The following is a 14,718-nucleotide window of genomic DNA, read 5'->3' as shown; positions in this document are numbered from 1 at the left end:
TTATTCGTCTGCGTTATTGAACTCGCCGAGGAAAACGTCCGGCGGTGACGGTGGTTTGGTGTAGCCGAGATCCTTGACCGGGTCGATGCCGGCTTTGAGCAGGTTGTTCCAGTGATCGTCGGAGTTGTATTGAGCCGGGCGGTAGGAGATGGTGCCCGGTTTGTTCCAGTCCATCCATGGCCGCTGTTTGTCGATATGCGCGCCGATGCGCGAATTCAGCACCACCATTTTGCCGACTGCTTCCAGCGATACGCGCGCCACGGTGCCGGTCGGCGCCTGATAGCCGTTGACCGGGCCGTAGGTGCAGCTGTAACCTTCCAGCGGCAGCGGCGCGTAGGGCGTGCAGCGTGAGCTGTGGAACCACTGACGCAGCAGGTGGAAGCCGCCGTCTCGTTTGCCTTCGTGGGTGAAGTGAACGGTGTCGAACACGAAACCGTATTTACTTTTCACGTGCGTGTCCGGCGCGGCGACGTAGGAGACGCCGCGGTCGCCCAGCGTACGGATTTCGCTCTGGTAGAAGTAGGCGGTGGTGTCGCCGAAGATGAAATCGACGTCGCCCTCGATGTACGATTTGTTGAAGAAGCTGCGCACGGTGCTGCCGATCTGCGGTGACTTCAGATACAGCGTGTCCTGGAAACCGAGCAGGCGGACATTTTCAAATTGCGCCTTGTCGGCACTGTCCACTTGCAGCGCAAGCGCCTGGTGGTGAACGTTGTTGATGTTGGGGAGTTCCTCGGCGCGGGAGTTGCCGGTGTCCTTGTTGTAGCCGTTTTCAAACGTCAGGTTGCGCGCCTGGAAGCCGTTGTTCTGCGCCCAGACGGTGGCGGTGCCGAAAGTGCCGATCTGCGCGCGGTCCTTGACGCTGTTGTACATCGCCTGCACCGCCGGCGCGGCGTGCGCAAACTGCGCGCCGTGTCGGGCGGTGTATTCGGCGCCGCTGTTGGAGGCGTCCAGCCGAGCGGTGATTTTGGTGGCTGCCGCATCCTTGCCTTCGCCGTACATCGTGATCGGCGCGGCGGAGGCGGGGATGTAGACCAGTTCCCGATAGACGCCGGGTTTCAGCAGCAGATACAGGCGCTTGTTTGGCTGCGCCGCGCTGTCCAGCACCGCGCGGTTGACGGCTTCCTGCACCGTGTTGAAGCTGCGGACGCCGTCGGCCTTCGCGGTCTGGTCGACGATGTAGTCCGGCTTGAACGCCGCGCCCTTCGCCAGCGGATCGGACAGCGGATCCCAGGGATCGACGGTTTCCGCACCGGCCTTGCCGACGTACTTCAGCACTTCGCTGTACGAGAACTGTTTGGCCTGTTCCAGCGTCAGCTGCGGACGCTGGTTGCCTGCCGGCCCGGGGAAGGCGGCGAAGCGGTTGGCGCAGTTACTGGTGTCGCTGCCGGCGATGGCGTCGCCCGACAGCCGGGCATATTCGATCTTGCGCTCGGCCTTCCCGGCGATGCTGACGTTGCGCAGTATGGCCTGGACCGCATGCTGCTCATCGTAGCCCTGGACGATGACGCTGCCCGGCGTCACGCTGTGCACGTCGTCGAGCATGATGTTGCTGTAGGCTGGAATCAGCCTGCCTTCGGCCTTGCCGTTATAGCGGCTGCTGATGTCGATCGGCGCCTTGACGTCGCGCAGGCAGATGTTGCGGTAGCTGACGCCATCCACCACGCCGCCGCGCGAGACATCGCTCTTGATGCGCAGGCCGGAGGTGGTGCCATCCATGCTCAGATCCTCCACCAGCACGCGGCGCACGCTGCCATTGGTCTCGCTGCCGATGGACATGCCGTGGCCGCTGTAGAAGCGGTTGTGCAGGATGGAGATGTTCTCGGTCGGGCCGCTGTTGCCGGCCTTGATGGCGACGTTGTCGTCGCCGGTGCGGATATGGCTGTAGGCGATGGTGACGTTGCGCGACGAGATGGGATCGATGCCGTCCGTGTTGCGCGCGCTGGCCGGAGTGTCGATATTCACGCCCCAGGCGGTGAAGCCATCCACCTTGTTCAGCGTGACGTGGAAGTTGGGCGAGTTGCGCAGGGTGATCTTGTGCAGGGTGATGTCCTGCGCGTTGGTGATTTCGATCAGCCGCGGTACGTTCTGGCGTGCGTCTTCCTTCTGCGCGCGGCGCGCCAGCTGCCACCAGGATTCTGTCCCGCCATCGACCACGTGGCCGCCCTGGCCGTCGATGCTGCCTTCGCCGTAGATGCCGCTGGATCTGGCGTTGTCGATGGTGATGAAGGGTTTGCAGCCGCGGCCCTGCTGGTCGATGGTGCCGCAGGTATTGGCGTCGCGGTCGTACAAGCGGGGATTGGTGCTGGCCTGCAGCACCGTGCCGGCATCGATCAGCAGGCTGACGCCGGAGCGCAGCTTGAGCGGGCCGGCGACGAAGCTGCCGGCCGATAGCCGCACAGCGCGGCCGGAAGGGCATAGCTCGATGGCGGACTGGATGCGCGCGGTGTCGTCGGCGCTTGGCGCTTGCGACGCTTGAACCGCGCTGGCGGTCAGCACGGCGCAGGAAGGCGGCGCGACTGGCTCGACCACCTTGCGCGCGTCCTGCGCCTGTGCCGGCGCGGCGCAGATCGTCGCCGCCAGCAGCGCGGCCAGCGATGCAAGCGATGCTGACGCTGCCGATGCGCGCTGATGTTCGCGATACGTTCTCACTGTTCGCTCTCCGGCTTGAACTGACCGGCAGTTTCCGGAACGGCGCGCTTCAGTTCTTCCATCACCATGCGCGAGAAGTAGGCCGCGCCCTTCGCGCCCAGGTGGGTGCGGTCGAACGCGGTCTTGGCGGCGCCGGCCACTTCCACTTTGCCGGCTGGCGCGGGCTGGCCGTAGCCGTCCGGACGCGGCGCCATGGCCAGCGTGTCAGCTTCGTCCTGGCCCATGGCCTGCACCGCCGCATAGCTCTCTGCGTTCAGGTCGAGCAACGCCACTTTCTGCGCGGCGGCGGTGGCGCGGATGGCGTCGTTCCACGGGCCGAAGCTGTTTTCCAGCGTGCCGTCCTTGAAGGTGCGGCGGGTCAGCGGCGTCACCAGCACCGGCACGCCGCCCAGCGCCTTCACTTCCTGCACATAGCGCGTCATGTTGGCGGGGAATTCGGTTTTCACGTCGGTCGAGCGGCCAGGCTTGCCCGGCTGGTCGTTGTGGCCGAACTGGATCAGCACATACGTGGCGCGGTAAGCGGCGCTGCCGCGCAGCAGACCTTCGACTTCGTCCCAGCGGCCTTCGGCGCGAAAGCTGCCGGAACTGCGGCCGCCCTTGGCCAGATTGAGGCAGGTGTTGGCGCGGTTGATGCGCGCGCAGAACGCGTCGCCGTAACCGCTGCTGTTGGCCATGGTCGAATCGCCGACCAGAAGGAAGCGCACCGGTTTGGCGGGAGTATCGGCGGCTTGCGCGGTGCCGCCGGCCAACAGTGCCAGCGCGGCGCAGGAGATCAGTTTTTTCATAGCGGTATCCAGACAAAAAAACGGCGCCGGCCGCGAACGGTCCGGCGCCGGTACTCAGGCGGAGTGACGCAACTGCCGCATCCTTGCGATCATCAGAAGTTGTAGGTCGCGCGGATGTTGTAGGCGCGGCCGATCGGGCTGGCGGCGCTGCTCAGGTAACCGTAGCTATACAGGCTGCTGTTGGTTGCCGGAGGCGGTGCGTTGAACAGGTTGGTGATGCCTGCCGTGACCTGGATGTTCTTGAAGCCGCTGTAGGTCGTGGTCAGGTTCCACAGCTTGTACGAGTTGATGTCGCGCCAGTACTGCTTGGCCACCAGGTTCTGGTCGGTGTACTTCGAGTTGTAGTTCTGGGTCAGCGTGCTGTTCCAGTTGCCCGCCGCCCAGTTCAGACGCAGCGTGTGCTTCCAGCGGAAGGTGATGATCGGGAAGCTCGAAGTGGTGCCGTTGCTGGCCAGGCCGAACTGGCCGATGTTCGACACGAACGGGCTGCCGTCATACAGCTGGTTGTCGAACTGGGTCAGGTAGGTGCCGTCCAGGAAGATCTTGAAATCGCCGTAGGCGGTTTTCGGGAAGGCATACGAACCCGAGACGTCCACACCAGCCGCACGCTGGCCACCCAGATTCATGATGGTGTTGTTGATGTAGTTGATGGTGCCGTCGGCGTTACGCACGAAGTACGACGCATACTTGACCGGATCGAGGAAGTAGACCTGCTCCGGCAGATTGGCCAGCATGTCCTTCATCTTGATGTTCCAGTAGTCCAGCGAGATCATGCTGTTCTTGACCGGTTCCATCACCACGCCCAGGGTGAAGCCTTTCGACTTTTCCGGTTTCAGGCCGGAGTTCGAGCCGGTCTGCTTAGGCAGCTGAACGTTGCAGACCGCCGACGACACATAGCCCGGCAGCGCGGTGCCGGTGCCGGCCACGCCCGGGGTGCCGCCAGGGCACAGTACCGGATCATCCCACTTGGCCGAGGTCAGGCCGGTGGCGCCGGGCAGACGATAGCCGTAGGCGTCGAACAGGGTCGGCGCGCGGAAGCCGGTGTTGGCCGAGCCGCGGAACATCAGCTGTTTGGCGGCTTCCCAGCGGAAGCTGATCTTCGGATTGATGGTGTTGCCGAAGTCGCTGAAATGGTCGTCACGCACGGCGGCGTTCAGTTCCAGCGATTTGGTCACCGGCGCATTCACCTCGGCGAAGATAGCGGCCACGTTACGCTGGCCTTCGCCATGCGACGGGCTGGAGTTGGCGTAGGTGACTTCGCCGGTGATCGGCAGCTTGGTGTCTTCGGTAGTGTCGCGGTGCAGGTCGACGCCGACCGCCATCGCCAGCGAACCGCCCGGCAGATCCATCAGCGCGCGGCTGGCGGTGGCATCGACGCCGGTGAAGGTCGATTTCGAGGTACGGTTCTTGGCGCCGTTGACGCTGATCGAATCCAGATACGCCTTGCCGGCGGCATCCTGCAGGCCGAAAGGATTCAGCTGGCCGTTTTTCAGGCCGTCGATCAGGCCCTGGCCCTTGTAGTAGCCCGAGTAGTAGTAGTTGTCGCGATCGGAGATACCGACCACCAGGCCGGCCTTGTAGTCCCAGCCGGCCAGCACGCCTTCGTCGGTGACGGCGATGCGCTGGTTCAGCTGACGGTCCTTGGTGGTGGCCAGGCCGCCGTCGGCGACCGCCCAGGTCACGGTCAGCGGCGCGCCGTTCAGGCCCGCCACGGCGGGCACGCCGCCGCTGTTACCCGGATACCATTTGCTGGTCGACGGCAGAATAGGCTGCTGGCCGCTGACCGCCAGCGCATTGGTCGGGTTCTTGGTGCCGAGGATGTACTCTTCGCCGCGCGAGTAATCGATGCTGATGGTGTGGTCTTCGCTCAGCTTGTAGGCGCCGCGGGTGTAGAAGGTGACCTGCTCGTTGCTGTACAGGGCGCTGCCGTATTCGTTGGCGTCCAGCACGCAGGTGCCCTTCTGGCCGACGATGGAGTACGGTGCCAGGCACTTGCCGGCGTACGGGTTCTGCGCGGTCTTGTTGGTCGGCGTGGTGAAGTTGGCCGGGGTGGCGTTGCCGCCGGTGCCCAGGGTCGGCGGCCGGCCCAGCGCGGTCAGCACATCGGCCGAGCTCAGATAGGCGCGGTCCGAAGCGGCCAGGCGCGAACGCTGGTGCGCGTCGATGGTGGCGTAGAAGCTCCAGCCGTCGCGTTCCAGGTTGCCCTTGCCCCAGGTGGCGGTCAGGCGCTGCTCGTCGCCGCCGCCTTTTTTCTCCGGCTGCACGGCTTGCGCGGTGATCTGCGCGCCGTCGAACTGGGTCTTGGTGATGAAGTTGACCACGCCGCCGATGGCGTCGGAGCCGTAGATCGAGGAGGCGCCGTCACGCAGCACTTCCACGCGCGCCACGGCGCTCAGCGGGATCACGTCCAGGTTGGCGTAGCCGTCGGCGATCGCCTCGTTGGCCAGGCGGCGGCCGTTCAGCAGCACCAGGGTGCGGTTCACGCCCAGGCCGCGCAGGTTGATGTTGGTGCCGGAACCGGCGTTGGACGGCGCCAGCGATGCCGACTGCGGCAGCGCCATCATGAAGTCCGCCAGCGTGGTCATGCCTTGCTTGACCAGGTCTTCGGCTTTCAGGGTGGTGACGGGCAGCGACTCCTCATTGGCTACGCGCTTGATGCTGGAACCGGTCACTTCGACGCGGGTCATGTTGGCGTCTTCCGCGTTCTGCGCGGATGCCTGGTTGGCCAGGGCCAGCACGGCCAGGCTGATCGCGGTCAGCAACAGGCGTGGTTGGGCGGAACGGTTCTGGACCGAATGCTCGGACTTCATGTGTGTCTCCTTCGTCGTCTCTTGAATAAAGTTATACGCGGCGTGGCGACGCCTGCGTGTGTGGAGCACCTCGCGTACTCCGTGCCGCTGGGACGAGGGCCGCTGTACGGGAGTACAGGCCGGCCGAGGTCGAGACGGTCAATAACTTGATTAATTTGTATTCGCGGACCGGCATCGAGGCCGGTCCTGCGTTACTGCTGCGCTTGTGCTGCTATGCTACTGAAGTGATCGGGTTCAGCCTCGCGAGAAGGTGCGGGTCACGCGTTCCAGGTGGCTGCGCATGGCTTTGCGCGCCGCGGCCGGATCGTGGGCGGCGATGGCCTCCAGGATGCGACGGTGGTCCTTCAGCGTTTCCTGACGCAGTTCCTCGGTCTGGAAGTGTTCTTTCAGTTTGTGCCACAGGCGGCCGCGCTGGTCCCACAGGTAATTCAGCGATCCGACCAGGGCGCTGTTGCCGGTGGCGCGCGCGATGGCCAGGTGGAAGTTGCGGTCGGCCTGCTCGTTGCTGGAATAATCGGAATGGCTTTTTTCCATCTCCACCACGGCCTGCAGGATGGCGTCGACGGCGCTGTCGGTGGCGACGCGGGCGGCGATGGCGGCGATCTCGGATTCGATCAGGCGGCGCGCCGACAGCACTTCGAACGGACCGGGGCCGGCTTCGGGCAGGGCGGCCGGTTCCGGCACTTCGCTGACGTAGACGCCGGAGCCGCCGCGCACTTCGATCACGCCGCTCAGTTCCAGGGCGATCAGCGCTTCGCGCAGGGAGGCGCGGCTGACGCTGAGCTTGGTGGCGAGGTCGCGTTCGGAAGGCAGGCGCTCGCCGGCGGCGATGTTTTCGTTGCGGATCAGATCCTGGATGCGGTCGGCGACCACGCGATACAGCCGCGGTTCATGCGCGGAGTTTTCAGCAGGAGAGGCGGTCTTTTTCAGCATTGATGTCTCGGTTATCTGTTTCCGTGGCCTATTTGTTTGCCATCTGGTCAGGCCATTCTAAGGTGGTCAGACCAAATGCGCAATGTGGACTAGCCAAATTAATCGTAAAGTGGCATACTGAATTCACGTTGCAGAGGTCTGATGACTGTGGATTCAAGTAAGAAATCCCTACAAAACAGAGGGTTATCAGATTGTAGCATCCAGGCCACAGATGAGATGGCCGACCGAATAACAAAATTGGTCAGACCAATTATGAGACTCAAAAACAACGCTGCCGGGCTGCGGAGCCTGGAAAAAGGACACCCAAGATGACGACTCCGACGCGCGCCGACACACCGCGCTACATCCTCATGCACGACAACGATAACGTCGCGATTGTCGTCAACGACGGCGGCCTGCCCGCGGGCGCCGTGTTCCCCAATGGCTTGACGTTGCTGGAAGCGGTCCCGCAAGGCCACAAGGTGGCGCTGCGCGACCTGGCCAAGGGCGACCGTGTGCTGCGCTACAACGTCACCATCGGCTTTGCGGCCAAGGACCTGCCGGCCGGCAGCTGGCTGGCGGAGCACAATGTCGAGATGCCGGCCGCGCGCGAGCTGGATGGCCTGCCGATCGCCACCGTCAAGGCGCCGCCGGCCGAACCGCTGGAGGGCTACACCTTCCAGGGCTACCGCAACCCGGACGGCAGCGTCGGCACGCGCAACATCCTGGCCATCACCACCACCGTGCAGTGCGTCTCGGGCGTGGTCGATTTCGCCGTCGAGCGCATCAAGAACGAACTGCTGCCCAAGTACCCCAACGTCGACGACGTGGTGGGCCTGGAGCACACCTACGGCTGCGGCGTGGCGATCGACGCGCCGGGCGCCAACATCCCGATCCGCACCATCCGCAACATCGCGCTGAATCCGAACTTCGGCGGCCAGGCCATGGTGGTCAGCCTAGGCTGCGAAAAGCTGCAGCCGACGCGGCTGTTCCCGAAAGGCTCGATCCCGATCCAGAACGCCGGCGGCGCCGATCCCGGCCTGGTTTGTCTGCAGGACGCGCAGCACGTCGGCTTCATGTCGATGATCGACTCCATCATGAAGCAGGCCGAGACCAACCTGGCGGAGCTGAACAAGCGCCAGCGCGAAACCGTGCCGGCCTCCGAGCTGGTGGTGGGCGTGCAGTGCGGCGGCAGCGACGCCTTCTCGGGCGTCACCGCCAATCCGGCCGTGGGCTTTGCCACCGACCTGCTGGTGCGCGCCGGCGCCACCGTGATGTTCTCGGAAGTAACCGAAGTGCGCGACGGTATCGACCAGCTGACCTCGCGCGCCTCCTCGCCGGAGGTGGCGGAAGCCATGATCCGCGAGATGGAATGGTATGACAATTACCTCAAGCGCGGCGGCGTCGACCGCAGCGCCAACACCACGCCGGGCAACAAGAAGGGCGGCCTGTCCAACATCGTCGAAAAAGCCATGGGCTCCATCGTCAAGTCGGGCAGCGCGCCGATTTCCGGCGTGCTGTCGCCGGGCGACAAGCTGACCCAGAAAGGCCTGATCTACGCGGCCACGCCGGCCAGCGACTTCATCTGCGGCACGCTGCAGCTGGCGGCCGGCATGAATCTGCACGTGTTCACCACCGGCCGCGGCACGCCGTACGGCCTGGCCGAGGTGCCGGTGATCAAGGTCGCCACCCGCAACGATCTGGCCAAGCGCTGGCACGACCTGATGGACATCAACGCCGGGCGCATCGCCAGCGGCGAAGCCACCATTGCCGACGTCGGCTGGGAACTGTTCCAGATGCTGCTCGACGTCGCCAGCGGCAAGGAAACCTACGCCGAAAAATGGAAGCTGCATAATGCGCTGGTGCTGTTCAACCCGGCCCCGGTGACGTGAGCGCAAGAATTCAAACTACGGAGACATCATGGCAAAACCATTCAAACGACTGCTGCTGACCGGCGCCGCCGGCGGCCTCGGCAAAATCCTGCGCGAGCGCATCAAGCCTTGGGCCGATGTGGTGGTGCTGTCCGACATCGCCGACATGGGCGAAGCGCGCGAAGGCGAGGAAATCATCCAGTGCGACCTGGCCGACAAGGCGGCCGTCATGCGCATGATGGAAGGCGTGGAAGCGGTGCTGCATTTCGGCGGCATCTCGACCGAGAACACCTTCGAGAACATCATGCAGGCCAACATCCTGGGCACGGCCAATGTGTACGAGGCGGCGCACAAGAAAGGTGTGAAGCGCATCGTGTTCGCCAGCTCGAATCACACCGTGGGCTTCTACCGCAACACCGACGTCATCGACGCCACCGCGCCGACGCGGCCGGACAGCTTCTACGGCGTCAGCAAATGTTTCGGCGAGCAGCTGGCCAGCTACTACTGGGACCGCACCGGCCTGGAGACGGTCAGCCTGCGCATCGGCTCCTCGTTCCCGGAGCCGAACGACCGTCGCATGATGGTGACCTGGCTGAGCTATGACGACCTGGTCGAGGCGCTGCGCCGCTCGCTGTTCGCGACGCGCGTCGGCTTCACCATCCTGTTCGGCATGTCGGACAACGACGTGGCCTGGTGGGACAACAGCAAGGCCGCGCACCTGGGCTACAAGCCGAAGGACAGCTCATCGCAGTTCGACGGCAAATTCCCTGATAGCGGCGAGTACCCGGGCGCCAACCACTACGTGACCTACCACGGCGGCGCCTTCGCCCTCGCCGAAGTCCGCTACAAGGACTGACAGATCGGGGTCAGAGCCGACTCTAGAGCTGGGTAGTGAGGATGACGGCGTTGTAGATGGCGTGGATCAGCATGGGCGCCAGCAGGGTTTTGCTGCGCTCGTAGCTCCAGGCGGTGCACAGGCCCAGCACGAATACGGGCAGCATCGACAGCGGCGGATGCACTACCGCGAAGATGGCGGCGCTCATGATCATGGCCGGCAGCGCCGGCATGGAGCGCCGCAGGCCGCCGTAGATCAGGCCGCGGAAGATGAATTCCTCGCACAGCGGCGCGCCCACTACCGCCAGCAGTAATATCCAGCCGCGCGCGCCCGGCATCGCGGGCGCGGCCTTCAGCATTTCCTGCCACTGCGCCGTGTGCCGGATCGCCATCAGGTAAGCCAGGCCGCAGGCGCAAGCCACCGCCGCGCCGACGGCGGCGCTGCGCAGCGACCGGCCAAGGTCGGTGCCGCGCCAGATCGCCGGTACGCCGGCCGCCTTACTGCGCCAGTACACCAGCCGCATCAGGCCATACACCAGCAGCCCGGCGATGCCGAAGGCGATGGTGATGGAATGCAGCGCCGGCTTGTCGAAGAACAGCAGCACCAGCGCCTGCAGGATGAAGAAGGCGGTGGCGGCAATCAGGCCGTCGGCGGTGGAGACGCGCGCCGGCGGCGCCGCGGCCGGATCGAGCAGGTAGGGCAGGGCGTCGCGCGCCTTCTGCCACAAGGCCAGCGCCATCGAGGCGGTCAGCACCATCACCACCAGTTTCTGCGACCACACGCTGCTGTAGATCGACCAGGTGTAGAAGCTGGCCAGCAGCATGTACAGGTAGACGTAGGTCGGCCGCACGCGCGTGCGCACGTCCACCGCCTGCGGATCGCAGGCAAAGACGCCCAGCGAGACGGCAATCGTGGAGTAGATGGGGATGCCGGCAAATACGGTCAGCACCAGCACCACCATGCTCCAGTCGAAATGCACGGTGTACCAGGCGCTGATGGCGATCACGACAGCGGGATATACCATGGTCAACGCCGCCCACAGCTGGGCCTTTTCCTTCAGCACGCTTTCGATCGAGCGCGGCACGGTGTACAGCAGCCATAACACCTGGCCTTCGTTGTTCAGGGTCTGGAAGGCGGACAGCATCAGCACGTAGACGCCCATGCCGAAGGCGATCGCCGCCGCCAGCACGTGGTGTTCGCCCAGTTCGTTCAGGCTGTTCAGCTTGCCGTTGAAGACCATCTGGCTGACGACGATGATCACCGGCAGCAGCAGGGTCTGAAACAGGAAGTTGCGGTCACGGCTCAACAGGCGCAATTCGCGCCGCTTGATCGGCGAGAGCAAGGCCGGCAGCATGGCCGCGCGCGCCGCCGCCGTCACCTCCCCACCGTTGCCATTGCCGCTCATGATGCCGCTGCCATTGCCGCTTATGCCGCCGCCGCGCAGAGCGCCGTTTATGCCGCCGGCGACGTGGCGGCCGGCGCTGGTACGCACGGCCTCTCGCGCGCCCGAGTTGACCACGCCAAAGCGCAACTGGTGGCGCAGCAGCGCCATGCCGGCCCACATCAGCACCACGGTCTGCGCCAGCAACAGGCCGATGTACGCGGCCGCGTGCGGCGCATCGTGCGCCTGGATGGCCTGCAGCGCCAGGCCCGGCGGCGTCCAGCGCGGCCAGGCCGGGAACGCGCGCGCCCAGTCCATCGCAAAGCTGCTGGCCTGCGGCATGCCCAACGCCATGACGAAGTAGATCAGCGGCAGATTCAGCAATCCCATCACGGCCTGCATGTTGCGCAATTGCGCGGCGGGCAGCCACATGCGCACGCCGGTGTCGAGCAGCGTATGCAGCAGTGCCGCCAGCGGCAGCAGCACCAGCGCCGCCAGCAGGGCCAGCAGCGGCGCGCTCCAGGCGTAGCCGGAGTGCCAGGCCACCGCACCATACGCCGGCAGCAGGGCGAACATGCCGCTGATGTTGCTGGCGCTGCGTTCCAGCACGCGTCCCCACAACAGCGTGCCGCGCTCGACCGGCAGGGTCACCAGCCACTCGAGATCGCCATCCTGCTGCGCCAGTTCGCGGCTGCCCAGCGGCATCAGCACGGCCAGCAGGAACAGGATGCCGAGCTCCATCGTCAGCCCGTTGATCAGCGGCGGCGCGAATGGCGCGGTGGCCAGTTCTTCTTCGGCCACTTCGAGGTCCTTGTGCGCGTCGCCGTGCTTGTCGACGTACTGGCACTCGCTGGCCGGATCGAGATGGCACTGCATGTTCAGCACCGCGTTGTTCGACAGGCTGATGAACGAGAAGCCCATCAGCAGCACTGTCACCAGCGTCAGTATCCACAGGTTGCCGCGCTTGCCGGCGATGCCGTCGCGCGGCTTCTTCTTGCGGAACGAGCGGAACAGATTGTTGGACAGCATGTTGTACTGGCGCCGCAGGCGCATGCTGGTCATCAGCCAGATGGCGCGCCCCGCGCTGATGCGGGCGCTCATTGCGCGGTCTCTTCGGCGGCTTCTTCGGTGATCTTCAGGAACACGTCTTCCAGCGAGCCGCTGGCCGAGGCGTCGGCGCGGATTTCGTCCAGCGTACCGGTGGCCACCAGCTGGCCGCGGTGGATGATGCCGACGCGGTCGCACAGCTTTTCCGCCATGTCCAGCAGATGGGTGGAGACGAAGATGGTGACGCCGCGCGCGGCCGCCGCCAGCAGCCGTTCCTGCACCTCGCGCGAGGCGCGCGGATCGAGGCCGTTGATCGGTTCGTCGAGGATCAGCACGGCCGGATCGTGGATCATGGCGCAAGCCAGGCCCAGACGCTTTTTCATGCCGAGCGAGTAGTTGACGGCGTAATCCTCGCCAGCTTCCTGCAAACCGAATTCCGCCAGCAGCCGCGCGCTGCGTGCCACCGCTTCGGTGTGCGCGTAACCGTGCATCTCGGCGACGAACTGCAGGATCTCGCGGCCGCGCAGGTAGTCGTAGAAGATCGGCGTGTCGGGCAAGTAGCCGACGCGGCGCTTGACCTCGGCCGGTTCGGCGTGGCAATCGAGACCGTCGATCAGCACCTGGCCGCCGCTGGGCACCAGGATGCCCATCATCATGCGGATGGTGGTGGTCTTGCCGGCGCCGTTGGGGCCGAGGAAGCCGAACACTTCGCCGCGGCGCACGGTCAGCGTCAGCGGTTTGACGGCGGTGAAGCCGCCGTAGACTTTGTTCAGGCCCTGGAATTCGATCATCGTTGCACCGGCAATGTTATGAAAATACCATTCCATCATAACACCGCCAGCGCGCGGAATTGTCACTTCTGGTAGAGGCTCATGCCAAACCGTTCGGTGCGCGGCATCCAGTTGCCCTGGATGTCGGCGGACGCCAGCACGCGCTCGGCGCGGCCGATCAACAGCGCGCGCGGCACCAGGCCGATGTAGCGCGAATCGGCGCTGTTGTCGCGGTTATCGCCCAGCATCATGTACTCGCCGGCGGGCACCACCAGCGGCGCAAAATTGCGGCGGGCCTTTACCTGCGGCAGGAACTGGATCGCGTGGCTGCTGGCGCCCAGCGTTTCATCGACACGCACCGCCGCCAGTTCGCCGACGCCCTCGATGGCCTCGGTGCCGTGGCCGATGGCGCTGTAGCCGGCCGGCTGGCCGTTGATGATCAGCTGCTCGTCGCGCATCTCCACGCGGTCGCCGGGCAGGGCGATCACGCGCTTGATCAGCCGCGTGCCGTTGGCGGGCGAGGAGAAGGTGACGATGTCGCCGCGCTGCGGCTCGCCGGTGTGGCCGATGACGATGTCGGTCAACGGCACCTTGACGTTGTACGCCAGGCGGTTGACGAACACCACGTCGCCTTCCAGCAGGTTGGGGTGCATGGACGCCGACGGGATCGGATTCCAGTCGGCGACGGCGGTGCGGAACACGCCGAACAGCGCCAGGAACAGCAGAAAGCCCTTATTGGCACGTACCCAAGTCTTCATTGTCTTCCCCCCAAATGAGTGATGTTGTGGTCATGTGACTGGCATTATTATTGTGAGCAGATTCTTAATCATGGCTTATCCGCCGGAGCGATTATGAAACCCCACGACCTGCCATTTCCCACCCATGCATTAGCCGCCGTCACGCACCACAATCCGTATCCGTATTACGACGCGCTGGCGGCCGTGCAGGGCTGGTATTTCGATCCGGGTCTGGACCTGTGGGTGGCGGCCAGCGCGGCCGCGGTGGAGGAAGTGCTGGCGCATCCGTGCTGTCAGGCGCCGTCGCCGGCCGCCGGTGCGGTGGCCGATCTGCGCGAGGCGCGCGAATATGCGCGGCTGATCGGGCGCCGTCTGTGGCGTCCCGACAAATTCCCGGAATGGATGACCTGCGTGCCGGAGCTGGCGGTGGCCGGCCTGGGCGGCGCCTTGCCGGCGCTGGGCTACGAGGCCGCCACCGGCTTGATCGGCAACGGCGTGCTGGCGCTGCTGCGCGAGCCCGAGGACGAGCGCAGCGGCCTGTCCGACATGGAGGCGCTGGTGTGCGCCGTCAGCCGTTTCGATCCGCCGGTGCAGAACACGCGCCGCGTCGTCACCGGCGATTGCGAGATCGGCGGCGTGGCGCTGCGTGCCGGCCAGAAGATCCTGCTGGTGCTGGCAGCCGCCAGCCGCGACGTGCGCGGCGGCTGCCAGGCGTATGGCCTGGGTTTCAGCGACGCCGATTGCGCTTACCATCAGCTGGCGTGCGCGCTGGCGGCCGGCGCGCTGCAGGGCATGCTGACCGCGCTGCGCGACCAGCGCGGCCCGGCGCTGCAGGCGTGGTTGTCATCGTTGGTGTGGACCTACCGTCCTTCGTCCAGCCTGCGCATTCCGCAATTCAGCCAGTGGACCTGACGCCGG

The 14,718-nt window shown here is 65.2% G+C and carries 10 protein-coding genes; 3 read left to right on the top strand and 7 right to left on the bottom strand.

Annotated features, from left to right (window positions below; genetic code table 11):
• The 4 genes from E4L98_RS09510 to E4L98_RS09495 all read right to left on the bottom strand — a co-directional run bounded on the left by E4L98_RS09510 (nt 1) and on the right by E4L98_RS09495 (nt 7,180).
• Nucleotides 1-2,652: a pectinesterase family protein gene (locus E4L98_RS09510; RefSeq protein ID WP_229257330.1), complete on the bottom strand. Its 2,652-nt coding sequence runs from the start codon at nt 2,650-2,652 to the stop codon at nt 1-3.
• A complete protein-coding gene (locus tag E4L98_RS09505; protein WP_135201314.1) occupies nt 2,649-3,437 on the bottom strand; it encodes a rhamnogalacturonan acetylesterase in 789 nt (262 codons plus the stop codon). Before E4L98_RS09505 ends, E4L98_RS09510 begins: the two co-directional genes overlap by 4 nt.
• Nucleotides 3,438-3,529: 92 nt before the next feature.
• Entirely contained in the window at nt 3,530-6,247 is a 2,718-nt protein-coding gene (locus E4L98_RS09500) for a TonB-dependent receptor plug domain-containing protein (RefSeq protein WP_135201313.1), read from the bottom strand.
• A gap of 234 nt (nt 6,248-6,481) precedes the next feature.
• On the bottom strand, nt 6,482-7,180 hold the full coding sequence (locus tag E4L98_RS09495) for a FadR/GntR family transcriptional regulator (protein ID WP_135201312.1): 699 nt from the start codon (nt 7,178-7,180) through the stop codon (nt 6,482-6,484).
• Between the two features lie 308 nt (nt 7,181-7,488).
• On the opposite strand from E4L98_RS09495, the gene garD reads away from it, so the two are divergent.
• A complete protein-coding gene (gene garD, locus E4L98_RS09490) occupies nt 7,489-9,051 on the top strand; it encodes a galactarate dehydratase (RefSeq protein WP_135201311.1) in 1,563 nt (520 codons plus the stop codon).
• Nucleotides 9,052-9,079: 28 nt separating this feature from the next.
• Nucleotides 9,080-9,886 (top strand): NAD-dependent epimerase/dehydratase family protein, encoded by an 807-nt coding sequence (locus E4L98_RS09485; protein ID WP_205746695.1) that lies wholly within the window; start codon nt 9,080-9,082, stop codon nt 9,884-9,886.
• Between the two features lie 22 nt (nt 9,887-9,908).
• Here E4L98_RS09485 and E4L98_RS09480 read toward each other — a convergent pair whose 3' ends face one another.
• The 3 genes from E4L98_RS09480 to lepB form a co-directional block, all read right to left on the bottom strand.
• A complete protein-coding gene (locus tag E4L98_RS09480; protein ID WP_135201309.1) occupies nt 9,909-12,347 on the bottom strand; it encodes a CPBP family intramembrane glutamic endopeptidase in 2,439 nt (812 codons plus the stop codon).
• Nucleotides 12,344-13,084: an ABC transporter ATP-binding protein gene (locus tag E4L98_RS09475; protein ID WP_135201308.1), complete on the bottom strand. Its 741-nt coding sequence runs from the start codon at nt 13,082-13,084 to the stop codon at nt 12,344-12,346. Before E4L98_RS09475 ends, E4L98_RS09480 begins: the two co-directional genes overlap by 4 nt.
• A gap of 62 nt (nt 13,085-13,146) precedes the next feature.
• Complete coding sequence (lepB, locus tag E4L98_RS09470; protein WP_135201307.1) at nt 13,147-13,821, bottom strand: signal peptidase I; 675 nt, start codon at nt 13,819-13,821, stop codon at nt 13,147-13,149.
• 93 nt (nt 13,822-13,914) lie between these two features.
• Here lepB and E4L98_RS09465 point away from each other — a divergent pair, with 93 nt between their 5' ends.
• The gene (locus tag E4L98_RS09465; RefSeq protein ID WP_135201306.1) at nt 13,915-14,712 is read left to right on the top strand and encodes a cytochrome P450 family protein; all 798 of its coding nucleotides are present in this window, start codon (nt 13,915-13,917) and stop codon (nt 14,710-14,712) included.
• The last annotated feature ends 6 nt before the right edge of the window (nt 14,713-14,718 follow it).

The sequence above is a fragment of the Duganella callida genome, from assembly GCF_004614165.1.
GTDB classification, from domain to species: domain Bacteria; phylum Pseudomonadota; class Gammaproteobacteria; order Burkholderiales; family Burkholderiaceae_D; genus Rugamonas; species Rugamonas callida.
This window is presented reverse-complemented; position numbering and strand designations above follow the sequence as displayed.

Bases quoted from the DNA above. Each gene is read 5' to 3' on its own strand.
- E4L98_RS09505 (WP_135201314.1), bottom strand. From the start codon at position 3,437: ATGAAAAAACTGATCTCCTGCGCCGCGCTGGCACTGTTGGCCGGCGGC.
- E4L98_RS09500 (WP_135201313.1), bottom strand. From the start codon at position 6,247: ATGAAGTCCGAGCATTCGGTCCAGAACCGTTCCGCCCAACCACGCCTG.
- E4L98_RS09495 (WP_135201312.1), bottom strand. From the start codon at position 7,180: ATGCTGAAAAAGACCGCCTCTCCTGCTGAAAACTCCGCGCATGAACCG.
- garD (WP_135201311.1), top strand. From the start codon at position 7,489: ATGACGACTCCGACGCGCGCCGACACACCGCGCTACATCCTCATGCAC.
- E4L98_RS09485 (WP_205746695.1), top strand. From the start codon at position 9,080: ATGGCAAAACCATTCAAACGACTGCTGCTGACCGGCGCCGCCGGCGGC.
- E4L98_RS09480 (WP_135201309.1), bottom strand. From the start codon at position 12,347: ATGAGCGCCCGCATCAGCGCGGGGCGCGCCATCTGGCTGATGACCAGC.
- E4L98_RS09475 (WP_135201308.1), bottom strand. From the start codon at position 13,084: ATGATCGAATTCCAGGGCCTGAACAAAGTCTACGGCGGCTTCACCGCC.
- lepB (WP_135201307.1), bottom strand. From the start codon at position 13,821: ATGAAGACTTGGGTACGTGCCAATAAGGGCTTTCTGCTGTTCCTGGCG.
- E4L98_RS09465 (WP_135201306.1), top strand. From the start codon at position 13,915: ATGAAACCCCACGACCTGCCATTTCCCACCCATGCATTAGCCGCCGTC.